Origin of the sequence: Hydrogenophaga sp., from assembly GCF_041913525.1 — a bacterium.
GTDB lineage: Bacteria > Pseudomonadota > Gammaproteobacteria > Burkholderiales > Burkholderiaceae_C > Hydrogenophaga.
This window is the reverse complement of record NZ_JAYSFD010000003.1, coordinates 177877-201331: the sequence shown is the minus strand read 5'-3', so window position 1 is coordinate 201331 and position 23455 is coordinate 177877. Positions and strand designations below refer to the sequence as shown.

The 23455-nt window shown below is 67.3% G+C and carries 23 protein-coding genes; 11 read left to right on the top strand and 12 right to left on the bottom strand.

What is annotated here, in order from left to right:
* Window positions 1-3: 3 nt before the first annotated feature.
* From ACE3RQ_RS05920 to ACE3RQ_RS05890, 7 genes are all read left to right on the top strand, one after another.
* Window positions 4-801, top strand: a complete 798-nt coding sequence (locus ACE3RQ_RS05920) for an ABC transporter ATP-binding protein (RefSeq protein ID WP_374520874.1) — start codon at window positions 4-6, stop codon at window positions 799-801.
* 18 nt (window positions 802-819) lie between these two features.
* On the top strand, window positions 820-1749 hold the full coding sequence (locus ACE3RQ_RS05915) for a branched-chain amino acid ABC transporter permease (protein ID WP_374520872.1): 930 nt from the start codon (window positions 820-822) through the stop codon (window positions 1747-1749).
* Window positions 1750-1846: 97 nt separating this feature from the next.
* Window positions 1847-2923, top strand: a complete 1077-nt coding sequence (locus ACE3RQ_RS05910) for a branched-chain amino acid ABC transporter permease (protein WP_374520870.1) — start codon at window positions 1847-1849, stop codon at window positions 2921-2923.
* Window positions 2924-3135: 212 nt separating this feature from the next.
* The gene (locus ACE3RQ_RS05905; RefSeq protein ID WP_374521200.1) at window positions 3136-4437 is read left to right on the top strand and encodes an ABC transporter substrate-binding protein; all 1302 of its coding nucleotides are present in this window, start codon (window positions 3136-3138) and stop codon (window positions 4435-4437) included.
* 187 nt (window positions 4438-4624) lie between these two features.
* Complete coding sequence (locus ACE3RQ_RS05900; protein ID WP_374520868.1) at window positions 4625-5437, top strand: ABC transporter ATP-binding protein; 813 nt, start codon at window positions 4625-4627, stop codon at window positions 5435-5437.
* Between the two features lie 127 nt (window positions 5438-5564).
* Window positions 5565-6818 (top strand): phenylacetate--CoA ligase family protein, encoded by a 1254-nt coding sequence (locus ACE3RQ_RS05895; RefSeq protein WP_374520866.1) that lies wholly within the window; start codon window positions 5565-5567, stop codon window positions 6816-6818.
* 128 nt (window positions 6819-6946) lie between these two features.
* A complete protein-coding gene (locus ACE3RQ_RS05890) occupies window positions 6947-7933 on the top strand; it encodes a tripartite tricarboxylate transporter substrate-binding protein (RefSeq protein WP_374520864.1) in 987 nt (328 codons plus the stop codon).
* Between the two features lie 88 nt (window positions 7934-8021).
* Here the strand turns inward: ACE3RQ_RS05890 and ACE3RQ_RS05885 are convergent, their stop codons facing one another.
* Window positions 8022-8348, bottom strand: coding sequence for a DUF1840 domain-containing protein (locus tag ACE3RQ_RS05885; protein ID WP_374520863.1), 327 nt, complete (start codon window positions 8346-8348; stop codon window positions 8022-8024).
* 97 nt (window positions 8349-8445) lie between these two features.
* Here ACE3RQ_RS05885 and ACE3RQ_RS05880 point away from each other — a divergent pair, with 97 nt between their 5' ends.
* A complete protein-coding gene (locus ACE3RQ_RS05880; RefSeq protein WP_374520861.1) occupies window positions 8446-9117 on the top strand; it encodes a hypothetical protein in 672 nt (223 codons plus the stop codon).
* A gap of 7 nt (window positions 9118-9124) precedes the next feature.
* Here the strand turns inward: ACE3RQ_RS05880 and ACE3RQ_RS05875 are convergent, their stop codons facing one another.
* The 8 genes from ACE3RQ_RS05875 to ACE3RQ_RS05840 form a co-directional block, all read right to left on the bottom strand.
* Window positions 9125-11113, bottom strand: a complete 1989-nt coding sequence (locus ACE3RQ_RS05875) for a PAS domain S-box protein (protein WP_374520859.1) — start codon at window positions 11111-11113, stop codon at window positions 9125-9127.
* A gap of 150 nt (window positions 11114-11263) precedes the next feature.
* On the bottom strand, window positions 11264-12925 hold the full coding sequence (locus ACE3RQ_RS05870; protein ID WP_374520857.1) for a sensor histidine kinase: 1662 nt from the start codon (window positions 12923-12925) through the stop codon (window positions 11264-11266).
* A 301-nt stretch (window positions 12926-13226) separates the two neighbouring features.
* Window positions 13227-13916 carry a response regulator gene (locus ACE3RQ_RS05865; protein ID WP_374520855.1) on the bottom strand — a complete coding sequence of 230 codons (690 nt, stop codon included), beginning with the start codon at window positions 13914-13916 and terminating at the stop codon, window positions 13227-13229.
* A 39-nt stretch (window positions 13917-13955) separates the two neighbouring features.
* Window positions 13956-14549 (bottom strand): flavin reductase family protein, encoded by a 594-nt coding sequence (locus tag ACE3RQ_RS05860; RefSeq protein ID WP_374520853.1) that lies wholly within the window; start codon window positions 14547-14549, stop codon window positions 13956-13958.
* Complete coding sequence (locus ACE3RQ_RS05855) at window positions 14549-15709, bottom strand: ABC transporter substrate-binding protein (RefSeq protein ID WP_374520851.1); 1161 nt, start codon at window positions 15707-15709, stop codon at window positions 14549-14551. Before ACE3RQ_RS05855 ends, ACE3RQ_RS05860 begins: the two co-directional genes overlap by 1 nt.
* Before the next feature lie 138 nt (window positions 15710-15847).
* Window positions 15848-18004, bottom strand: coding sequence for a TonB-dependent receptor family protein (locus ACE3RQ_RS05850; RefSeq protein WP_374520849.1), 2157 nt, complete (start codon window positions 18002-18004; stop codon window positions 15848-15850).
* Window positions 18004-18315 carry a cytochrome c gene (locus ACE3RQ_RS05845; RefSeq protein ID WP_374520847.1) on the bottom strand — a complete coding sequence of 104 codons (312 nt, stop codon included), beginning with the start codon at window positions 18313-18315 and terminating at the stop codon, window positions 18004-18006. The genes ACE3RQ_RS05850 and ACE3RQ_RS05845 overlap by 1 nt, the downstream gene beginning before the upstream one ends.
* Before the next feature lie 78 nt (window positions 18316-18393).
* The gene (locus ACE3RQ_RS05840) at window positions 18394-19671 is read right to left on the bottom strand and encodes a sorbosone dehydrogenase family protein (RefSeq protein WP_374520845.1); all 1278 of its coding nucleotides are present in this window, start codon (window positions 19669-19671) and stop codon (window positions 18394-18396) included.
* Window positions 19672-19836: 165 nt separating this feature from the next.
* Between ACE3RQ_RS05840 and ACE3RQ_RS05835 the strand changes: the two genes are divergently transcribed.
* The gene (locus ACE3RQ_RS05835; protein ID WP_374520844.1) at window positions 19837-20421 is read left to right on the top strand and encodes a molybdopterin-dependent oxidoreductase; all 585 of its coding nucleotides are present in this window, start codon (window positions 19837-19839) and stop codon (window positions 20419-20421) included.
* On the top strand, window positions 20418-21347 hold the full coding sequence (locus ACE3RQ_RS05830) for a delta(1)-pyrroline-2-carboxylate reductase family protein (protein WP_374520842.1): 930 nt from the start codon (window positions 20418-20420) through the stop codon (window positions 21345-21347). The genes ACE3RQ_RS05835 and ACE3RQ_RS05830 overlap by 4 nt, the downstream gene beginning before the upstream one ends.
* Before the next feature lie 6 nt (window positions 21348-21353).
* Here ACE3RQ_RS05830 and ACE3RQ_RS05825 read toward each other — a convergent pair whose 3' ends face one another.
* The 3 genes from ACE3RQ_RS05825 to ACE3RQ_RS05815 are packed head-to-tail and all read right to left on the bottom strand — an operon-like array spanning window position 21354 to window position 23030.
* Entirely contained in the window at window positions 21354-22109 is a 756-nt protein-coding gene (locus ACE3RQ_RS05825) for a cytochrome b/b6 domain-containing protein (protein WP_374520840.1), read from the bottom strand.
* 14 nt (window positions 22110-22123) lie between these two features.
* Window positions 22124-22621 carry a diheme cytochrome c gene (locus ACE3RQ_RS05820; RefSeq protein ID WP_374520838.1) on the bottom strand — a complete coding sequence of 166 codons (498 nt, stop codon included), beginning with the start codon at window positions 22619-22621 and terminating at the stop codon, window positions 22124-22126.
* A 16-nt stretch (window positions 22622-22637) separates the two neighbouring features.
* Window positions 22638-23030 (bottom strand): DUF1924 domain-containing protein, encoded by a 393-nt coding sequence (locus ACE3RQ_RS05815; RefSeq protein WP_374520836.1) that lies wholly within the window; start codon window positions 23028-23030, stop codon window positions 22638-22640.
* A 114-nt stretch (window positions 23031-23144) separates the two neighbouring features.
* Here ACE3RQ_RS05815 and ACE3RQ_RS05810 point away from each other — a divergent pair, with 114 nt between their 5' ends.
* A complete protein-coding gene (locus ACE3RQ_RS05810) occupies window positions 23145-23453 on the top strand; it encodes a PepSY domain-containing protein (RefSeq protein WP_374520834.1) in 309 nt (102 codons plus the stop codon).
* Window positions 23454-23455: the final 2 nt, after the last annotated feature.

Genomic DNA, 23455 nt, shown 5'->3' with positions numbered 1-23455 from the left:
GACATGAGCCAGAAAAAAATCGGCGACGTCATCCTCGACGTCCAGAACATCAGCCTGCGCTTCGGCGGCGTGAAGGCGCTGACCGACATCAGCTTCAATGTGCGCGAGCACGAGGTGCGCGCCATCATCGGCCCCAACGGCGCGGGCAAGAGCTCGATGCTCAACTGCATCAACGGCGTGTATTCGCCGCAGGAAGGCTCCATCACCTTCCGTGGCCAGACCTTCAAGCACATGAACAGCCGCCAGGTGGCCGAGATGGGCATCGCGCGCACCTTCCAGAACCTGGCGCTGTTCAAGGGCATGAGCGTGATCGACAACATCATGACCGGGCGTAACCTGCGCATCAAAAGCGGTCTGCTGTCGCAAGCCTTCCGCAACCCCTTCGGCATCGGCGGGGCGCAGCGCGAAGAAGAAGAGCACCGCGCCTTCGTGGAACGCATCATCGACTTCCTGGAAATCCAGGCCTTTCGCAAGACGCCCGTGGGCCAATTGCCCTACGGCCTGCAAAAGCGCGTGGACCTGGGCCGCGCCCTGGCCATGGAGCCGCAGGTGCTGCTGCTCGACGAGCCCATGGCCGGCATGAACGTGGAGGAAAAGCAGGACATGTGCCGCTTCATCCTCGACGTGAACGACGAGTTCGGCACCACCATCGTGCTGATCGAGCACGACATGGGCGTGGTGATGGACATCTCCGATCGCGTGGTCGTGCTCGACTACGGCAAGAAGATCGGCGATGGCAGCCCCGACGAAGTGCGCAACAACGAAGAAGTGATCCGGGCTTACCTGGGCACGTCCCACTGAGCCCCGCCGGAGACACACATGGCATTCTTTCTGGAAACCCTCTTCGGCGGCCTGATGGCGGGCATGCTGTATTCCCTGGTGGCCCTGGGCTTCGTGCTCATCTTCAAGGCCTCGGGCGTCTTCAACTTCGCGCAGGGCGCCATGGTGCTGTTCGCGGCCCTGGCCATGGCGCGCTTCTCGGAATGGATTCCGCAGTGGCTGGGCATCGAGAGCCTGCTGCTGGCCAACCTGATCGCCTTCGCGCTGGCCGGCCTGTGCATGTTCGCGGTGGCCTGGCTGGTGGAGCGCCTGGTGCTGCGCCACCTGGTTAACCAGGAAGGCGCCACGCTGCTGATGGCCACGCTGGGCATCACCTACTTCCTCGAAGGCGTGGGCCAGACCCTGTTTGGCAACAGCATCTACCAGATCAACATCGGCATGCCCAAAGACCCGGTGTTCATTCTGGACAGCGTGTTCCAGGGTGGCATCCTGATCAACAAGGAAGACCTCTACGCCGCGCTCATCGCCGCCGTGCTGGTGATCGCGCTGTCCATCTTCTTCCAGAAGACCGGCACCGGGCGGGCACTGCGCGCGGTGGCCGATGACCACCAGGCCGCGCAGTCCATCGGCATTCCGCTCAACCGCATCTGGGTGATCGTGTGGTGCGTGGCCGGCGTGGTGGCCCTGGTGGCCGGAATGATCTGGGGCTCCAAGCTCGGCGTGCAGTTCTCGCTGGCCACCGTGGCCCTGCGCGCCCTGCCCGTGATCATCCTGGGCGGCCTCACCTCGGTGCCCGGCGCCATCATCGGCGGCCTGATCATCGGCGTGGGCGAGAAGCTCTCCGAGGTGTACCTCGGCCCCCTGATCGGTGGTGGCATCGAAATCTGGTTTGCCTACGTGCTGGCCCTGGTGTTCCTGCTGTTCCGCCCGCAAGGCCTGTTCGGCGAGAAGATCATCGACCGCGTCTGAACGACGCATGTCGATGATCGTTCGGCGACGACTCACTTTGCACCGCAACGCCAAGCAAAGCGTGTCGCAGCCAAAAGATCTTTGATCGGAGACAAAAGTGTTCTACAGAGAAAACGGTCAGTTCAAGACCTCGTACCGCACCGACCAGCAGATCTTCCCGATCGCGCAGGACCGCTGGGCCATTGCCGCGCTGTTGCTGGTGGCCATCTTCGTGGTGCCGGCCCTGGCCAGCGACTACATGTTCCGCGCCATCCTGATCCCCTTCGTGATCATGTCGCTGGCGGCCCTGGGGGTGAACATTCTGGTGGGCTACTGCGGTCAGATCTCGCTGGGATCTGGGGCCTTCATGGCGGTGGGTGCTTACGGTGCGTTCAACTTCTTCGTGCGCTTCGAGGGCATGCCGCTGATCCCAGCCCTCTTGCTGGGCGGCCTGTGCGCCACCTTCTTCGGCGTACTGTTCGGTCTGCCCAGCCTGCGAGTGAAGGGCCTGTACCTGGCGGTGGCCACGCTGGCCGCGCAGTTCTTCAGTGACTGGATGTTCCTGCGCATCAAGTGGTTCACCAACAATTCCGACTCGGGTTCGGTCTCGGTGAATAACCTGCAAGTCTTCGGCCTGCCCATCGACAGTGCGCAGAGCAAGTACTGGTTCTGCCTGGGACTGCTGATCGTGCTGGCCCTGCTGGCCAAGAACCTGGTGCGCAGCGCCATGGGCCGCGAGTGGATGGCCATTCGCGACATGGACGTGGCCGCCTCGGTGATCGGCATTCGCCCGATGTACGCCAAGCTCACCGCCTTCGCCGTGAGTTCCTTCATCGTGGGTGTCGCCGGTGGCCTGTGGGCCTTCGTGTACCTGGGTGCCTGGGAGCCGGCCGCCTTCTCGGTGGAGCTGTCCTTCCGCCTGCTGTTCATGGTGATCATCGGCGGCCTGGGCTCCATCATGGGCAGCTTCTTCGGGGCAGCCTTCATCGTGGTGTTGCCCATCTTCCTGAACCAGTTCCTGCCCGCGCTGGCCGGTCTGTTCGGCATGGAGATTTCCACCGCCGCCGTCTCGCACGCCGAGTTCATGATCTTCGGCGCCCTGATCGTGTGGTTCCTGATCGTCGAGCCGCACGGCCTGGCCAAGCTGTGGTCGATTGGCAAGCAGAAGCTGCGCCTCTGGCCCTTCCCACATTGATGAGATGAGCACCTCCTGCGCCGCTTCGCGTCTTCCCCCTCTCCTGCGGGAGGGGGACGCTCCCCGGTGGCCCGGCAGAGCCGGTTCCACGGGAGCCCTGGATGGGACACGCGCTCCGGCGGCGCCCTCGGTTCTTTCGGTTGGTTTTTGTGTGTGACTGTTCCTAAAGGAGACAAGCGATGAAAGTGCGTAACCTGGTTCTCTCTGTTTCGATGGCCTGCACCGCCCTCTCTGGCGCGCTGGTGTCGACCGCTGCCATGGCCCAGGCCAAGGAGCAGTTCTTCCCGCTGCTGTCGTACCGTACGGGTCCGTATGCCCCCAACGGCACGCCCTGGGCCAACGGCAAGCAGGACTACCTGAAGATGATCAACGCCCGCGACGGCGGCATCAACGGCGTGAAGATCACCTATGAAGAGTGCGAGACCGGATATGCCACCGACCGCGGCGTGGAGTGCTACGAGCGCCTGAAGAGCCGCCCAGGCGTGACGCTGTTTGACCCGCAGGCCACCGGCATCACCTTCGCGCTGACCGAGAAGGTGGCCACCGACAAGATCCCGCTGATCACCCTAGGCTATGGCCTGTCGGTCTCGCAGGACGGCAACGCCTTCAAGTGGAACTTCCCGCTGATGGGCAGCTACTGGACGGGCGCGGACATCATCATCCAGCACCTGGGCCAGAAGGAAGGCGGCCTGGACAAGCTCAAGGGCAAGAAGATCACCCTGGTCTATCACGACAGCCCGTTCGGCAAAGAGCCCATCCCCCTGCTGCAAGAGCGCGCCCGCATGCACGGCTTTGACCTGCAGCTCATCCCCGTGACCGCCCCTGGCGTGGAGCAGAAAGCCGCCTGGCTGCAGGTGCGCCAGAGCCGCCCCGACTACGTGCTGCTGTGGGGCTGGGGCGTGATGAACTCCACCGCCCTGAAGGAAGCGCAAGCCACCGGCTTCCCGCGCGAGAAGATGTACGGCGTGTGGTGGGCCGGTGCCGAGCCTGACGTGAAGGACGTGGGCCAAGGCGCCAAGGGCTACAACGCGCTGGCGCTGAACACCTCGGGCACCCAGCCCAAGGTCATTCAGGACATCCTGAAGCACGTGCACGACAAGGGCCAGGGTTCGGGCCCGAAGGACGAAGTGGGCTCGGTGCTCTACACCCGCGGCGTGATCATCTCGATGCTGTCGGTGGAAGCCGTTCGCCGCGCACAAGAGCGCTTCGGCAAGGGCAAGGTCATGACCGGCGAGCAAGTGCGCTGGGGCCTGGAGAACCTGGCGCTGGACCAGAAGAAGCTCGACGCGATGGGCTTTGGCGGCGTGATGCGCCCGCTGTCCACGAGCTGCCAGGACCACATGGGCTCCAGCTGGGCGCGCATCCACACCTGGGACGGCGCCAAGTGGAACTTCTCGTCTGACTGGTACCAGGCCGATGAGCAGATCCTCAAGCCCATGGTCAAGGCCGGTGCCGACAAGTACCTGGCCGACAAGAAGCTGAACCGCCGCGCAGCCAGCGACTGCGGTAGCTGATAGCCCACCCCCGCCGCGCTCCGCGCGACCTCCTCCAGGGGGCGACACCAGCGGCCCGGCAGAGCCGGCTCCGCGGTGTCCCTGGATGGGGGCGACTCTCGCGCACGGTGGGTTTTCGGCGGCTGGTTCCAGCCGCCATCCGCAAGGCCGGTTCACCGGGCTTACGAATGGTCCACGAGGAAACACCATGAGCACGACACCCAACATTGTTCTGAACGTCAACGGCATCGAGGTCATCTACAACCACGTCATCTTGGTGCTCAAGGGCGTCTCGCTGACGGTGGCCGAAGGCCAGATCGCCGCCATCCTGGGCGGCAACGGCGCGGGCAAGACCACCACGCTGCGCGCCATCTCCAACCTGCTCAAGGGCGAGCGCGGTGAGGTGACCAAGGGCAGCATTGAGCTGCGCGGTGAGCGCATCGAAAACCTGTCGCCGGCCGATCTGGTCAAGCGCGGCGTGGTGCAGGTGATGGAGGGCCGCCACTGCTTTGCCCACCTCACCATCGAAGAGAACCTGATGACGGGCTCTTACACGCGCAGCGACCGCGCCGAGATCGCCCGCAACCTGGAGAAGGTCTACACCTACTTCCCGCGCCTGAAGACCCGCCGCACCTCGCAGGCCGCCTACACCTCGGGCGGTGAGCAGCAGATGTGTGCCATCGGCCGCGCCATCATGGCCAACCCCAACGTGGTGCTGCTCGACGAGCCGTCCATGGGCCTGGCCCCGCAGATTGTGGAAGAGGTGTTCGAGATCGTCAAAGACCTGAACCAGAAGGAAAAGGTCACCTTCCTGATTGCCGAGCAAAACACCAACATGGCCCTGAAGTACGCCGACTACGGCTACATCATGGAAAGCGGCCGCATCGTGATGGACGGCAGCGCCGACGACCTGCGCAGCAACGAGGACGTGAAGGAGTTCTACCTCGGCATGGGCGGCGGCGAGCGCAAGAGCTTCAAGGACGTGAAGAGCTACAAGCGCCGCAAGCGCTGGCTGGCTTAAACACAGACGACACCCCCGCGCCGCCTGCGGCGTCACCCCCTCAAGGGGGCATCACCTGCGGCCCGGCAGAGCCGGTTCCGCGGTGTTCTCGAAAGATGCACTTCTCCCCACCTTTGTGGTTGCTGCCATGACCCAATTCTTTGACGCACTGGAAACCCGATCGCCCGCCGAGCGTGAGGCAGCGCTGATGGCCGAGTTGCCGCGACACATCGCGCACGCGCAGCGGCACACGGCGGCGTTTGGCCAGATCCTGGCGGGGGTGGACGCGACCACCATCACCAGCCGCGAGGCGCTGGCGCGCCTGCCGGTGACGCGCAAGAGCGAGTTGCTGGAGTTGCAAAAGGCCAGCCGGGCCGCGGGCGGTGACGCCTTTGGCGGCTTCTCGTCCCTGGTGCGCGGCCCTGGCATGTCGCGCATCTTTGCCTCGCCCGGCCCCATTTACGAACCCGAGGGCGCCACGGCCAACTACTGGCGAACCGCCCGGGCCATGTACGCCGCCGGCTTTCGCGCGGGCGACCTGGTGCACAACGCCTTCAGTTACCACATGACGCCCGGCGCCTTCATCCTGGAGGCGGGCGCCCTGGCCGTGGGCTGCACCGTGTTCCCCGCCGGCACCGGCCAGACCGAGCAGCAGTTGCAGGCCATCGTGGACCTCAAGCCCGACGCCTACACCGGCACCCCCAGCTTCCTGCGCATCCTGCTGGAAAAGGCGAGCGAGATGGGCGTGAACCTGGGCAGCCTGAAGAAGGCATCGGTGGGTGGCGAAGCCTGCCCGCCCAGCCTGACGGCCTGGTTCCGGGAGCAAGGCGTGGAGGTGTTCCAAACTTACGCCACCGCCGACCTGGGCCTGGTGGCCTACGAGACCCCGGCCCGCGAGGGCTTGGTGCTGGAAGAAAACGTGATCGTGGAAATCGTGCGCCCCGGCACCGGTGACCCGGTGCCCGAGGGCGAGGTGGGCGAGCTGGTGGTGACCAGCCTGAACCCGGCCTACCCGCTGATTCGCTTCGGTACCGGCGACCTCTCGGCTGTGCTGCCCGGCCCCTGCCCCACCGGCCGCACGTCGCCGCGCATCAAGGGCTGGATGGGCCGCGCCGATCAGACCACCAAAGTGCGCGGCATGTTCGTGCACCCCTCGCAAGTGGCCGAGGTGCTCAAGCGTTTCCCCGATCTGCTCAAGGCCCGGCTGGTGGTATCCGGCGAAATGGCCAATGACCAGATGAGCCTGCGGGTGGAAAGCCAGCAAAGCAGCGACGGGCTTCGAGAGCAGATCGAGGCCGCCACGCGCGACGTGACCAAGCTTCGCTGCACGGTGGAGTTCGTCGCACCGGGCGAATTGCCGAACGACGGCAAGGTCATCGAGGATGCGCGAAGCTACCGCTGAGCCTTGCTAGGCCTGTGGTGCTGGGCATCAGGGAATGTCCCCGTATGCCGATACGTAGTTCCCTCGATTCGCAACTCGAGGTGGCGCCCTAGCATGGCTGCATAAGCAATCACCATTGGAGTGTCACCATGAAACCCATCCTTACTTTCGCCCTGAGCGCTGTGCTGGCCACCGGCGCCTACGCCCAGAACTTCCCCAGCAAGCCCATCACCTTCGTGGTGCCCTTCGCCGCCGGCGGCCCCACCGACCTGGTGGCACGCCACCTGGCCGAGGCCATGCGCAAGACCCTGGGGGGCAACGCCAACATCGTGGTGGAAAACGCCGCCGGTGCGGGCGGCACGATTGCCGGCACCAAGGTGGCCCGCGCCACGCCTGACGGCCACACCCTGCTGGTCTGGCACATCGGCTTTGCCGCCACCACCAGCCTGTACCGCAAGCAGCAGTTCGATCCGCTCAAGGACTTCGAATTCCTGGGCATGATCAACGACGTGCCCATGACCCTGCTGGGCTCGCCCAAGTTGCCCGCCAACACCTACCGCGACTTCGAGGCCTACATCCGCGCCAACGGTGGCAAGCTCAACCTGGCCCACGCCGGCCTGGGCTCGGCCTCGCACATCTGCGGTCTGATGTGGCAACACGCCGTGAAGCTGGACAAGTCGATGACCACCATCGCCTACCGCGGCACGGGCCCGGCCATGAACGACCTGATCGCCGGCCAGGTGGACGTGATGTGCGACCAGACCACCAACACCACCGGCCAGATCGAGGCCGGCCGCGTGAAGGCCTTCGCCGTGACCACCGCCAAGCCCCTGAGCCAGCACAAGCTGCTCAAGGACTACCCCAGCCTGCAGGAGATGGGCCTGAAGAACTTCAACCTGACCATCTGGCACGGTCTGTACGCGCCCAAGGGCACCCCAGCCGAGGTCACCAAGAAGCTCAACGACGCCCTGCAGGCCGCACTGAAAGACCCCGAGTTCATCAAGCGCCAGGAAGACCTGGGCGCACTGGTGGTCACCGACAAGCGCAAGACCCCGGAAGGCCACCGAGATTTCGTGCGCGACGAGGTGGCCAAGCTCAAGCAGGTGATCGAAGCCGCCGGCCAGTACGCCGACTGATCGGCCAACCGAGCCCCGCCCACCCCCCAAGAGCCCCAGGAAAAAGCCGCCTCACAAGGGCGGCTTTTTTGCGGGTGAGCACACGCGGTCACACGCCCCAGACCACCTCCACATCGGCCTGCTGACAGCGCTGCAGCATCTCGATGAACGGCGTGCTTCGCATGCGCAGGCTCACGGTCTCGAACTGGGGTGGCGGCTCGCCTTTGGCAGCGGCCTCTTCGCGTTGACGCTGCTGGTCGGCCTCTTCGGCGACCACCGCGGCGCGGATGGCGTCAATCGCGGCGGTCATCTGGCCGGGCAGGATGATGCCGGGACCGCTCGGGTCTTTGCCAATGATCTCCAGCATGCGCTTGCCGTTGTCCTTGAGCATGACGAGATCGCCGGTTTCGCGGGATTTGAAGCGGTAAACGGACATGGGAACCTCCTGAATTCTGACAACCATTCTGGCACCGAAGAACACCCCGCCACAAGGCGGCGCGCCTACACTTTGCGCACGACCCGCAGGAGGCCCCATGGTTGGATTTGAGCGTCTGCATGTGCATGGTCCGCTGCCCGCCAGCGCCCACCTGGAATGGCCCTTTCTGACCGATGGGCACCGCCACCTGGCGCAGGCGCTGTACGCCTGGCTCGAGACACAACCGTCCGGTGCGCCCAACGACTGGGGTGCGGCCCTGCGAGCCGCTGGCTGGCCGGGGCTGGCCACCGATCTGCGCGGGCGCGCCGTGCTGGCCGAGGCACTGGCGGCCCACCACGCCGATGCGGCGCTGGCGGCCCAGGCGCTGTTCGCCCCGGCCGCCGCCTTGGGCGAAGCCCGGCGCGTCGCCCGGCAGTGGCGCCTGGCGCTCACGCCCGATCAGCAAGAACAAGAGGCCACGCTGGCGTGCCTGGGGCGGCTGGAGGCGTCGCAAGACGCGGCGGCGCTGGGGGTTTACCGCGCTGCCTGGCAACTGGACCGCCACGCCAACGACGCCACCATCGACGAGGCCGCCGCCGGGCTGGCATTGCTCATGGTGGAGGCCTTGCTGCACGATTTGCTGGACGCCATGACCACGCTGCCGACACCGGGATCAGAGGCCTGGCAAACGGCTTTGCGCGAGACCCTGGCGGGCGATGGCCCCCGGTCGCAGGCCACTGCCCAGGCCGAGGCACAGCGGGTGGGGCGATGGCGATTGCGCCACCCCTGAGCAGCGCTCAGAGGTCGATGGCCAGTTCGGCCTCGGCGGTGACCCCGGCGCCCTCGAAGGGCAAGGTGAAGTAGAAAGTGCAGCCTTGACCCGGCGCGGTCTCGCACCAGATGCGGCCACCGTGGCGCTCGATGATGCGGCGCGTGATCGACAGCCCCGTGCCAATGCCTTCAAAGTCCATTGAGTGGTGCTGGCGCTGGAACATCACGAACAGATTGGTGGCCTTGTCCAGGTCAAAGCCCACGCCGTTGTCGCGCACATGAAAGGTGCGCACGCCTGCGGGGCTCACGGTCCAGCCCACCCGGATCTCGGCCTGCGGCTCGCGGCGGGTGTACTTCACCGCGTTGTCCAGCAGGTTGGCGAACACCTCGGCCAGCAGCATCGGGTCGCCACGCACCACGGGCAGGTCGCTCTCGATGTGCCACTCAATGGCGCGCTCGGGGTGTTCGGTCTTGAGGTGGGCGGCCACGCCCTGCACCAGGGTCGCCAGGGGCACGGTCTGCACGTCCAGCGGCGCTCGCCCCAGGCGGGCGTACTCCAACAGGCCCTCGATCATCTGGGCCATGCGCCGACTGGCCTTGCCGATGGCGTCCTGGTACTGCACCAGCACCGGGTCGCCGTTGTCACCCAGGTGTTCTTGCACCAGAGCGATGAAACTGGCGATGTGTCGCAGCGGCGCCCGCAGGTCGTGCGAGACGGTGTGCGAGAACACATCGAGGTCGGCGTTGGCGGCCACGAGCTGTCGGGTGCGCTCTTCCACGCGCTTCTCCAGCTCTTTGTTGAGGTCGCTCATCACGTCTTCGAGGTTCTTGGCCACCGTCATGTCGCGCTCGATGCACGAGAATGCCTGCAGCTCACCCGCGTCGTCGCGCAAGGCGGTGATCACGGTGTGCCCCCAGAAACGCGAGCCATCCTGGCGCACCCGCCAGCCCCTGGTCTCCCACTGGCCTTGTTCCAGTGCCTGCTGCAAGGCATGGGTGGCCGACTCTTCGCCGTCCAGAGCCGCCATGGGGTCTGGCTCGGGCAAGAGCGTCTGCAATGGCTTGCCCAGCACCTGTTCACGGCGGAAGCCATGCAGGCGTTCGGCACTCTCGCTCCATTCGGTAACGGCGCCCTGCTCGTTCACAAAGAAGATGCAGGCGTCCTTCAGGGTATCGGCCATCAGGCGAAAGCGCCGCTCACTGGCCTGCAACTCGGCGGTGCGCTCCTGCACACGAGCCTCCAGCGCGAGGTTGGCACTGAGCACGATGTCTTCGGTGACACGTCGGTCAGTGATGTCGTTGAACTCAATGAAGATGCCCCGCACCTCGCCCTCGCTTTCGTCGGGCACATAGTGCACCTCGTAAAAGCGGGAGGTGCCGTCGGGTTGGCGGCGCTCGGTCTCGAAGGTCTGGGCTTCGCCAGCCAGTGCGCGGGTAACACGGCCCATCACCTCAGACAACACCTCTGACGAGACCGATTCGCTCAAGTGCATGCCCACCAGATCGCCGGACGCCAGACCGTGATAGGTCGCCTGGGCGCGGTTGGCAAAGCGACAGATGAGGTCTTTGTCGTAATAGACCAGGCGGGCCGGCGTGCGGTCGGTGATGTTTTGCAGAAACGCCAGTTGCGAAGTGAGTCGGTTCTCGACCACCCGCCGTTCACCCACGTCGGTCAGCACCGCTTCGATGCGTTCAATCGCGCCGCGCTCATCGCGCACCGCGATCGAGTCCATCTGGGCGATCAGTCGTTCGCCACTGGGCCGGCGCAGGCGCAATTCGACCGAGGGCGCAATGCCACTGCGCAGCAGCATGTCCAGGTGAACGCGCAGCAGATCGGCACTTCGGCCGCCGCCCAGGCGAAGCCAGTCCAGCAAATCGGCCCCTTCGGCCGGAGGCGGCTCGGCTCCCAGCCACTCTCGCAAGGTCTGGTTGGTCCGCATCACGCGACCGGATGGGTCGAGGGCTAACAGGCCACAGGGCGCACGGTCAAACCAGGCGGAGGTATCAGACGTCATCAACAAATGGCGGAAAACAAGAGGACACAAGCCCATTGGGCTCAACCAAAGCAGCGCGAACCCGCGACGCATTGTTGATGACGACTATAGGCACGAGCGACCCGTTTTGCCAGTCTACGAAAGCGCCACTATGCGGCACTGCCAACAGACTTAGGAGTTAGCTCGCTGTGGGGACAAGGGGGAGGCAAGGGGCAGGCTGAGTTCGAAGCGAGTGCCCTTGTGCAAAGGCCACCATTGCACCCGCGCGCCCAGCGTGGCCGCGCGTCGCGCGAGGTTGTCCAGGCCCCGCCCCTTCGTCGTGCCAGAGGCGGTGGCATTTGTGGCAGCTTGATCGGGCACGAATCCTATACCGTCGTCGTCCACCGTCACGCACACGCGATCGCCTTCCTGGCGGGTTCCCACGCGAATGTGTGTCGCGCCTGCATGCTTGACGATATTGGTGAACACCTCTTGCAGGATGCGAAGAATGTGCAACGCGCTGCGTGGGTCGATCCAGGCCAGCGGTGGGACATCTTCCACCGCCCATTCCAGCCTTGTGCCGCTGGCCTGCAGGCGCGGCGAGAGCCTGAAGCGCAGAGCCGCCAGCAACATCACCAGATCGGTGTGGGCCGGCTCCAGCGAGTCAATGGCGAGCTTGAGGTCGTCGATGCACTCGCGCAGCACCTGGGCCACGTCCTCACCTTTGAGCTGACCCAGTTCGACCGCATAGAGCGCGCTGACCAGCGACGAGCCCAAGCCATCGTGCATGTCCTGCATCAGGCGTTGGCGCTCTTGCACGCGCGTTTGGCCGCGCTCGATCTCACGCAAGCGCTCATGGCTACGCGCCAGCGCCGCCTCGCGTTCGCTGAGGCGGGCTTCGAGCTGGCGATTGGCCGATTCGGCTTCGTTGAGGGCACCCACATAGCGGCGAAACACCACCGTCATGAAGATCATGAACAAGCCGATGCCGTTGTAGGGCAACAGGTAGAAGCTCTCCGCATCGATCAGTCGGTTGTGCAAGAGCCAGTCGTGTACACCGAAGGGAATGGTGAGCACGCCCCAAGCCGACACCCAGCACGCCTCGTGAACCCGCGCACGGCAAGCCAGCCACAGCGCGCTGAAGGTGACACCCACATTGACGAGCCATTGAACCGCATACACCGCTGGCGCCACCAGCGCCAACTGGGCGGCGGTCAGCAGCCCAGGCACCGTGAGCGCAGTGCAGACCGTCATCAAGGTCAGGGCCGAACGCTCCAGCCAGGGCAGCCGCCGAATGCCCAGTCGTGCTGTGAAGAGGTACACCACCACCACCAGCCAGCCCAGGCTGTTGAGCGTGATCCAGCCAAACCAGTCGTCAGGCAGAAGCAGTTGCCGCCCACCCGAGCGGTAATGCAAACAGCGCAAAAAGAAAAACGCTGAAGCGAGGAAGAACAGGGCGTAGGCTGGTTCGTGGCTTCGTTTGACCCACACCATCAGGGAAAAAATGCCTAGGGCAAGAAAGGCCCCACTGGTCAGAAATGGCACCTGAACCTGCAGGATCTCCCGCAGACGGTGGCGCAAGATGAGGTCTTCCTGGTGGCCGATCCAGGCACTGGACAGGCCAAGGCCAGAGGAACGCAGGGACACCACGCGCAACAGCACCATCTTGGGCGGTGTGGTGACGCCCGGCAGGGTCACCGGCTGCCATAGAGGAATGTTGAAGGCGTTCCACACCGCGCTGCCACGGGAATGGAACACCAGCCGGTCGTCCACGTACACACTCAAACGGCCAATGGTCTGCCAGCGGGGGAGGTACAGAAAGAAATCGCCAGTGACGTACTCATCGGCATTCATGGGAAGCCGGAACCAGCGGGTGACCACCTCCTCTTGCTCCTGGCCCGTGCGGGTCTCCCGCGGGACTTGGTACGGCAGCGAAACCTCTCGCCAACCATCGGACTGCCAGTTTCCGTCTATCAAGACCGGTGGCGAAGCATCAAGGCTGCCACCGGCCAATTCGAGCATCTGCGCTTTCTGGAAATGCACCGTGTGGACCTCGGCCCGGGCGTTCGACGCCAGCCCCAGCCACAAGGCAAAGCCGACCAAGGGCCACAAAATCCGCCAGACCAGCTTGCTCGAGGTCGACACTTTGGATCGCTCAGACGCGCAACAAGCCCTGCTCACGCGCTGCATTGATGGCCTCGATCTTGGAGCCCACTTCCAGCTTGGCATAGATGCGCCGCACAAAGGTCTGCACGGTGTGGCGGGTCACGCCCATGCGCTGCGCGATTTCTTCGTAGGTGAAGCCTTTGGTGAACAGTTCAAGCACTTCGGTCTCACGGGGCGACATGGTCACGCCGGAGCGCGCTGGCACTCGCGCGGGGGCGCTCTGGTCACTGGCCTGCGGCCCGTCGGCGCGAAGTCGGCTGAGGATAAGCCGCGCGATCATGGGGCTCACCGGGCTACCCCCGGCGTGCAGCAAGCGGATTTCATCGGCCATGGTTTCGGCGGGGCTGTCTTTGAGCAGGTAGCCGTGAGCCCCAGCTTCAATGGACTGCAGCACGTGGTATTCGTCGCCAAAAATGGTGCTGACCATCACATGGCACGAGGGCCAGCGCTGGTGCGCCGCACGAATCACGTCGATGCCCGATCCATCGGGCAGGCCGAGGTCGATCACCAGCACATCGGCCGCCGGGCGCGAAAGTGCCGCCAGCGCGGCCTGGCAGGTGTTCTCGGTCCAGAGAACGGTCATGTCAGGGGCTTGGTGAATGGCCTTCGCGAGGGCGTCACGGGTACGGGGGTCGTCTTCGACGATGGCCACTCGGATGAGGGCGTTCTGGGCGGACATGGGATACCAACAATAGGTGGGGGGGGTATCTAAGATACCTCACTCGGTGGGCGTGCCGCTCACGGCCTGCCCAATGGCGAAAAACTGGCCGCCTGCCACGTGGTGCAAGGTGCGCAAGGCATCGGGCGCCTGGTCAAAATGCCAGCGCCCATCTCGGAACACACGCTCGTCGGCCCAGGCCGCAGTGACCTCGCCAATGAACAGGTCGTAGGCCTGCTGGTTGTGCGGCTCTGGCACCACGCGGCACACCAGCCAGGCCACGCAGCCGGGCACCAGGGGTGCGCCGCTGCCGGGCGCCGGCACGGTCTGCACACCAAGGCGGGCGAGCTTGTCGTGCACCTGCTTGGCGCTGTCGGTGCCCAGGGCCACGGTGAGTGAGGCCTGGGCCACGGTGGGCAGGCTAAGCACGAACACGCCGCTGGCCTCCACCAGCTCTCGGGTGCGGGTGGACTTGTCGAGCACCACCGTGACCTTGGGCGGCGAAAAATCGAGCGCGCAGGCCCAGGCCGCGGCCATGGCGTTCACCTGGTCGCCGTGGCTGGCCGACACCAGCACCGTGGGGCCGTGGTTGATGAGCCGGTAGGCCTTGTCCAGCGGAACCAGCTGGGCGTGCGGCAGAAAGGTGTCGGGCATCAGGTGCGAACGCGGCCGTCGCCTGTGAGCATGGACAGCTCCACAAAACTGGACGCCACGTGGTCATTGGCCCCAAGCGAGACGGCGAAGCCGCCGATGGAGTGGTCACCGATGGCTTCCAGGCCGGCGATCAGCGCCTCGCGCGTGGCGCGGCCACCCGCGCGGCGCAGGCCCTCGGCGAACAGGCGCGCGGCCAGGTAGCCTTCCATGCTGGAGAAGTTGGGCTGCACCTGGTTGCCGCCCTTGGCGATGGCGTCCAGAAACTCGCGGGCGATGGGCCGCGCGGCGCTGTAGGGCGTGGGCACCACCTGCGACACCACCACCCCGGCGCCTTCCTTGCCCAGCTCGTCGGCCAGGGCCTGGGTGCCCACGAAGGACACGTTGTAGAAGGTGCCGCCATAACCGGCGGCCCGCGCCGCACGGATGTAGGCCGCGCACGACTTGTAGGCGCTGATCTGCACCACCGCGTCGGGCCGGGCGGCGTTGATGTTGGCCACGGCCTGGGCCACGTCCACCGAGTTGCGCTCCACCGTGGCGGTGGCCACCGGCTTGAGGTTGCGCGCGGCCAGGGCCAGGGTGACGCCGTCCAGGCCGGCCTTGCCGTAGCTGTCGTTCTGGTAGAAGACCGCGATCTTGTTCAGGCCCAGGTTGGTGAGCTGGCGCACGATGAGCGCGGTTTCGTCGTTGTACGAAGCGCGCAGGTGAAAGGCCAGCTTGTTGAAGGGCTGGCGCAGGCCCATGGCGCCGGTGAAGGGCGCGATGAAGGGCGCGCCGTCGCGCGTGGCCAGCGGCAGCGCGGCCAGGCTGGTGGGCGTGCCGATGTAGCCGAACAGCGCGAACGCGTCGTCGGCCAGCAGCTTGCGGGTGTTCTCCACGCAGCGCTCGGGCTCGTAACCGTCGTCGAGCTGGCGGATCTCGATGCGCTGCCCCGCCACGCCACCCTGGGCATTGAGGGCGTCAAAACAGAGCTTGGCGCCCGCGTGGAACTGGATGCCGAGCTGCGCCGCCGGCCCGGTGAAGGCCGCCGACTGGCCGAGCACCAGGCGGTTGCCCTGGGCGCGAAGGGCCGGTGCGCCCAGCACCGCCGCCCCCGCCACCAGGGCGCCGAAACGGCGGCGAGTGATGGAATTGGGTGCAACAGAAGGTGAACGCAAGGTCATGGTCAGGTCCTGAGTGGGTGTGCGCAGCGCGCGCGGCGCGCCCGTGAGATGCTACCCACCGAACCCTCGCCCCAGCGCACGTTCGCAAGACGGCATCGACCGCCCATCGCCTGCACGGCGACGGGGCGGCCCTGAGCCTCAGAAGCGCCGTGACAACTCCAGCCCCACGAACACCGCCCGACCCGCACCGGGCTCAAAGAAGCGGCCGTTGCCGTCGTTGACGATCACCGAGCCGGCATAACGGCGGTCGGTGAGGTTCTCCACCCGCAGAAACTCGCGCCAGGTCCAGTCGCCACGCACTTGCTCGAAGCGCAGCCCCAGGCCCAGCACGGTGTGGCCAGCGGCGGCGTCGCTGTTGCTGTCGTTCACGAACACGCGGCCGGTGTGGCGCGCATCCAGCGTGAACACGCCGCCCACGGGCGCGGCCCAGGCCGGCGTCCACGCGAGTTGCGCCCACACCTGCTGCTGGGGAATGCCTGGCATGCTGCGGCCCGCGTCGATCAGGGTGGGAGCCACGGTGTCGGGGCAGCGCGAGGTGGTGCAGGTCAGGAAGGGGTCGCGGTAGCGCGCGCGGATGTAGGTGTAGGCACCGCTCAGGGCCCACTCACCGCGCGACACCTCGCCCGACAGCTCCAGGCCCTGGCGCAGCGTGCGCCCGGCGTTCTGGAAGGTGGAGCGCCCACCGGTGTTGTTCTGCACCACGATCTCGTCGCGGGTGCGAATGTCGAACAGGGTGGCGCTCCACAGGCCGTCGCGCCCGCGCCCGCGCAGGCCCAGTTCGGCACTGGTGCTGCGCGCCGCGTTGAGCGCGGTGTTCAGGCCCGCCACGCCGCCGGGGCGGTAGGCCGCTTCGTTCAGCGTGGGCGTCTCCAGCCCCCGGCCCAGGCTGGCGAACCATTGCAGTTGCGGCGTGATGGCCTGGCGCACGCCCACCACCGGCAAGGTGCCACGGTAAGAACGCGCGCCGCTGTCGTCGCCGTTGGGCGGCACGATGTAGCGGTCGGTGGAGGTGAAATCGACCCGCGCCCAGCGCACGCCGCCGGTGAGCGTCCAGTCTTGCCGAGCCCACTCGGCGCGCACGTAGGGGTCGAGCGAGGTGGCGCGGTTGGTTTCGTCGCGCCGCAGCGCGCCCAGCACGCCCAGCGTGCTGCCCACGAAGTTTTCGTAACCCCGGCGCTCGTCGGTCTGGCGGTCGGCGGCGAGGCCGGCGCTCAGGTCCAGCCGGCCGCCTTGCCAATCGCCCAACCAGCGCCAGCGCGCGTTCCAGCCCCAGTAGGCGCGGTTCAGGTCGATCACCGCGCCCGAGCTGCGCGGCGGGGCTTGGACACCGGCCGAAATGGCCTGGAACTGCCACACCTGGCGCTGCCCGGCGTAGCCCATGAGTTCGAGCCGGTGGCCCTGGCCCAGGGCGTGGTCCCAGGCCAGGCCCACCTGCGTCTGCGACACCGACTTTCGCGTGTTGTAGAGCGTGGCCTCGGGCGTGGTCTGGTAGGGGTCGGCGTCGAACTGGGCGCGGCTCAGGCCCAGCGGGTCTTGCGCGAAGCCGGTCTGGCGGTTGAACACCAGGGTCACGCGCCCGTCGTCCAGCGCGCGCGACAGGCGCGCATTGGCCGTGCTGCGGTGCGCCGCCGACTGCGGGCGAATGCCGTCGGTGGCAAAGGTGCCCACGTCCAGCGTGTACGACCAGCCCGGCGCTTGCGGCGTGCCGGTCTGGCCCATGGCCTGGGTGGACAGGCGCCACAGCCCGTCAGACCCGGCGGCCGCGCCCAAGCGCCACTCGGCCGGGCGCGCGCCGTCTTGTGTGTAGAGCAGGATGGCGCCACCGCTGGAGGCACCGTAAAGGTTGGCCAGCGGACCGCGCACCACCTCCACGCGGTCGGCGCTGCCCAGGGGAAAGTTGGCGGCCTGGCCCGAGCCATCGGGCGCGCTGGCGGGAATGCCGTCCACGAACAGGCGAATGCCGCGCACGCCAAAGGTGGAGCGCGCGCCGTAACCGCGCATGGACACCTGCAGGTCTTGCGCGTAGTTCTCGCGGTTGCGGATCACCAGGCCCGGCACGCGGCGCAGGCCTTCGGACAGGTTGATCTGCAATTGGCCGTCGCGCAATTCGCTGCCGTCCACCACGTCCACCGAACCGGGGGCGGTGAAGCGGTCGGCCGGGCTGCGGCTACCGGAGATGACCACGGGCGAGAGGGCCGCGTCGCGGTTGGGCTCAGTGGCCGTTTGGGCCTGGGCGGTACCGGCGAGCGCGGCCAGCGCCATGGCCCAGGCGGGGCGTGAGGTGGGAACAGCCATCAGGGCGCCTCGACGCGAAGCTGCATCGAGGCGTACCACGCCGCGAGGTTGTCGATCTCGGCATCGGTGAGCGGCTTGGCGATCACCGCCATCACCTCATGGGCGCGCTTGCCACTGCGGTATTGGCGCAACTGCTCGGCCAGGTAAATCTCGGGCTGCCCGGCCAGGTGCGGCACGTTGGGCTGCATCGACAGGCCTTGCGGGCCGTGGCAGACGGCGCAGGTGGCGGCCTTGGCGCGGCCGGCGGCCACATCGGCGGCCATCGACGAAGTGGCCAGGCACAGGCCAGCCAGGAGCGTGAGCAATCGCATGAAGGGGCTTTCTCAAAAGGCAGACACTGGACCACCGGGGAGCGCGAGCCCCCCGGTGGCGGAACGGCCATCAGGCCATCAGTTGGGCGAGTACGTCACCCGGTAGATCGCGCCCACGTAGTCGTCGGAGATGAGGATGGAGCCGTCCTTCATCGGCGCCACGTCCACCGGGCGGCCCTTGTACACGCCGTTGGCGTCCAGCCAACCCTCGGCGAACACCTCGGACTTGCCGGCGGTGCCATCGGGGTTGAGCGGCACGAAGTTGATCAGCGCGCCCGTGGCCTTGGTGCGGTTCCACGAACCGTGCGAGGCCACGAACATGCCGCCCTGGTACTTGGCCGGGAACATCTTGCCGTTGTAGAAGGTCATGCCGAGCTGGGCCTGGTGGGCCGGGAACTCCACCTGCGGGAAGATGGCATTGGCCGGCTCTTTCATGTCCTTCAGGTCGGGCGCGGCGGCCGTGCCGGCCACCTTGAACTTGCCGTTCCAGTAGGGGTAGCCAAAGTGCTCGCCCGCCTTGGTGCTGCGGTTGAGCTCGCCCGGCGGCACCTCATCGCCCAGGCCGTCGGTCTGGTTGTCGGTCCACCACACCGTCTTGTCCTTGGGGTTGATGTCCATGCCCACTGAGTTGCGCACGCCGCGCGCGAACACCTCGCGCTTGGAGCCGTCAAACGCGTTCATGCGCACGATGCCGCCGATGCCGATCTTGTCGTACATCTCCACCTTGTTGGCGGGCTGCACGTTGTAGGGCTGGCCCAGGGTGACGTACAGCGTGCCGTCGTCGGTGACGCGACACACGCGAGCGCCGTGGTTGAACGACTCTTCCTCCACCGGGATCAGGCCGCCTTGCGGCACCACCTCGATCACCGCCACATCGGGGCCTTCGTAGAAGAACTCGGCGGCCGGGAAGTTGAGCACGCGGTTGTGTTCCACCACCACCAGGAAGCCGTCCTTGGTCCAGCAAACCCCGTTGGGCACCTTGAAGTTCAGCGAGGGCGCAAAGGGCTTCACCTCGTCGGCCGTGCCGTCGCCGTTGCGGTCGGTCACGGCCCAGACGCGGGTCTTGCGCGTGCCCACGAACAGCATGTTGGTGCTGGGCGCCACGGCCATGTGGCGCGCGTCGGGCACCACCGCGTACAACTCGATCTTGAAGCCCGGCGGCAGCTTCACGTTCTTCAGGTTGGCCTTGATGGCGTCGGCGTTGCGCCCCTCTTGCGGCACGGGTGGGATGTTCAGGTCGACGCCCGAGACCTTCATCTGTTTCAGGTTGGACAAGTTGTCCTTCCCGGCCTGGGCGGACGCGGCCGTGGCCAGCCCGGCCAGCAGCAGCGCTGCGAGCAGCTTGGTGGTTTTCATGTGTCTCCTCTTTCCTTGTGGTGGTGCCCGCCGGATACCCCCGGGGGCGTCCCCATTTTGGAAACAAGAAAAAACGGCTGGCAATCTGCACTGCAGCAAAACCTACGCGGCACGGGGCCATGCCGCTGCCCTACCATGCGCCCACCCTTTTTCAGGAGGACCTTCATGCACAAGCGCCGATTCCTGCAGGCCGTGGCCTGCGCCGCCCCCCTCGCCACTGCCCTGCCCCTCGCCCAGGCGGCCACGCCCGCCGCGCCAGCGCCCGTGCTGCTGACCGTCACCGGCCAGGTGAGCAAGCCCAACCGCGGTCCGCTGAACAAGGTCGTGGACCAGATGATGGGCAAGCACGGCATCGCCTTCGACAAGGCCCGCGCCCTGACCTTTGCCGACGTGCTGGCCCTGCCCGCCACCGAGATTCGCCCCACCCTGGAATACGACGGCCAGCGCCACACCCTGCGCGGCCCGCTGCTGACCCGCGTGCTGGAAGCCGCTGGCGCCCCCATGGCCGACACCCTGCGCGTGGGCATGCGCGCGGTGGACGGCTACAACGCCGAGCTGTCGCTGGGCGAGCTGCGCCGCCTGGGCTTCATCGTGGCCACCCACCTCGACGGCCAGCCCATGGCCCTGGGCGGCCTGGGCCCGCTGTGGGCGGTGTACGAGCCCGACCGCTTCCCCGAACTGGCCAGCAAACCCCTGCCCGAGCGATTTGCCGGCTGCCCCTGGGGCGTGTACGCGATTCACGTGGGATGAGCGCGCCCCTGCTCTCGCCCGAGGCCACCGCCACCGCCCTGCCCTACCCGGCACTGGCCCGGGAAATCGCCGCCTTGCTGGCCGACCCCAGCGTGCGCGTGCCGCCCCGGCTGGTGCAGCCCCTGCCGGGCGGCGGCAGCCTGTTCGTGATGCCGGCCACCGACGCGCGCGTGGCCATCACCAAGCTCATCACCTTCGTGGCCGACAACACCACGCGCGGCCTGCCCACCATTCAGGGCGACATCGTGGTCTTTGACGCCGCCACCGGCCAGCGCAGCGCCATCGTCGATGGCCCCACCGTCACCGCGCGGCGCACCGCCGCTGTGTCGCTGCTGGCCTTGCAGACCCTGGCCCCGCAGGCCGAAGGGCCGCTGCTGATCGTGGGCGCGGGCGTGCAGGGCCGGTCGCACCTGGAGGCTTACCTCGCCGGCCTGGGTGCACAGCGCCTGCACGAGGTGCGCGTGGCCTCGCGCAGCGCCGCCAGCGCCGATGCCCTGGTGGCGCACGCGCAAGCGCTGGGCCTGCGCGCGCGGCGGGTGGACGACCCCGACGCCGCCCTGGCCGACTGCCCGCTAGTGGTGAGCGCCACGCCCGCCCAGGCGGTGTGCCTGCGCGCCACACCGCGAGACGATGCCTTCGTGGCCGCCGTGGGCGCCTTCACGCCGCGCATGGTGGAATGGGCGCCCGAGGCGTGCCGCGACCTGGCCGCACGCGGCACCCTGGTGGTGGACACGCGCGACGCCGACCACGAGGCCGGCGACCTGTTGCAGGCCGGCATCGACGTGGCCGCCCTGCCCACCCTGGCCGACGCCCTGGCCGGGCGCGTGGCGCCCCGGGGGCCGGTGTTCTTCAAGAGCTGCGGCTGGGCCGGGTGGGACCTGGCCGCCGCGCGCTGCGTGGCCCGTGGCCAGGGCCAGGTAAGCTGACGCGGCTCAATCGTCGTCGCCGTCGTGGCCACGCTCCAGCAGCGTGGCGCGGACACCTTCGCCCAGGGGCGCGCTGGGCGCCGTCTGCCACTGCCAGGCCCAGAAGGCCACCACGGCGGTCACGATGAGCGCGGCCAACCAGCCGTGGTTGCGGCGGGCCAGGTCAGGCCCTTTGCCGGGCAGGCGGCCGGTGAGCATGGGCGCGGCCTGGTTCTGGCCGCGCAGCAGGCTCAGGCCCAGGATCAAGCCCAGGTGGGCAAACACCGCCAGCAGCAGGCCGTTGCCAAAGAACTCGTGCAGCTCTTCCATGGCCTCACCGGTCCAGCCACCGAAGTCCTGGTAGGTCACGTAGCCGCTGAGCACCAGCGGCACCATGCCCAGCATCAACACCGCCACCACCAGCGCCATGGCCAGGTTCTGCGCCTGGCGCCAGTGGCCGGCCGGCAGCGGCCCGCGAAAGGCGGCCAGCCAGCCCGGCAGCGCCTTGAGCTTGCCCACCAGGTTCTGCAGCCGCGCCTGGCGCGGGCCAAACAGGCCATACAGCACGCGCGCCAGCAGCACGCCGCCGGCGGTGTAGCCCAGCGTCACGTGCACCAGGCGCCAGTGTTCCGATTCGGCCGTGAGCCAGGCACCGGCAAAGCTCAGGGCCAGCAGGGCGTGCATCGCGCGGGTGGGCGCGTCGGTCACGCGGCGCCCGCGCGAGGGCGTGGTGGTGGTGGCGGAGGTATTGCCAGGGGCGGTGTTGGGCAGGGAAGCGTTCATGGTGGGGCTCCGGTTCAATCCAGAAAGGCGCGGCGCTGCGCGGGCGTGACGCCGGCCGGAATGCGAATGCGGTCGTCGTCAAAGTCGCCCTGGTCGGCGCCGGTGTGGCAGGCCGCGCACTGCGCCGCGCTCTTCACGCTGGGCAGCTTCCACACGGCCGGGTCAATGCCACGGTGCTCGCGCACAAACCAGGCCGATTCGGTGATGCGGTCGTTCGGCGGCGCCACGCCACGGCGGCCGCCCTGGGCCGCGTGGGCCTGCAGCCAGCCGTTGAGCTGCTTCACCGTGGCCGCGTCCAGCGAGGCGTCGGTGCCGTAGTGGTGTTCCAGCCCGCCCATGATGCGTTGCCACGACGCGGCGGGCAGCAGCGAGGGCGGGTAGGCGGTGTGGCAGGCCGCGCACTCGGCCTTGTAGGCATCGGGCACGCGGGCGGGCATTAGGCGGTCGCTGTCGGCGTGGGACAGCGGGGCGGCGATGAGGGTCAGCAAGGGCAGCAGGTGTCGGGCGTTCATGGTCTTGTTTCTCGGTTCAGGGTTTGAGGGCGTTCAGGTAGGCCAGCACATCGGCCTTTTCTTGGGCGCTGCACTCGCGCGAGAGCACGTCTTTGCAGTTGCGGCGGAACCACTTCTCCACCTTGGCGCTGTCGGTCAGGCGGTCGGGCTGCACCGCCGGGGCCAGCGGGGCGATGGCCTTGCCGGTGCTGGCGTGCTGGCCGGCGCGGGTGGGCGGGGCCTGGTGGCACGAGGCGCAAGACCACTCGCCCCCGTGGCGCTTCGTGAAGAAGGCCTGGCCGCGCGCCGCGTCGCCCGGCGAGCCGGCCTGGGCGTTCCAGTGCTGCAACTGCTGGGCGGGGGTGGTGTCACCCGCCTGGGCGGGCAAGGTGGCGAACAAGGCCAGGGCCAACAAGAGGGTGGGTTTCATGGTGCGTGGCGGTGCGGTGGAATCGATGGCCCGAATGCTGCGCGGCGGCGCCTGTACCGAAGCTGAAGCGCGCGTTCAGGTGGCGTTCATCGCGGGCGCGGCAAAATCTTCCGCATGCCTGCCCGCCGCGCCCTTCTGCTTTCGCTCAGCCTGGCCCTGCTGCCAGCGGTGGCGCCGCGCGCCGACGACGACCACGACCGCGCCCGCGCCGCCTTGAAGGCCGGCGAGGTGCTGCCCCTGCACACCGTGCTGGAGCGCCTGCAGCGCGAACAACCCGGCCAGGTGCTGGAGGTGGAACTCGACCGCGAGCACGGCGAGTGGGTGTACGAAATCAAACTGCTCAGGCCCGATGGCCGCGTGGTCGAACTGGAGCGCGACGCGCGCACCGGCGCCGCGTGGGTGAACCCCAAACGCCGACGCTGACA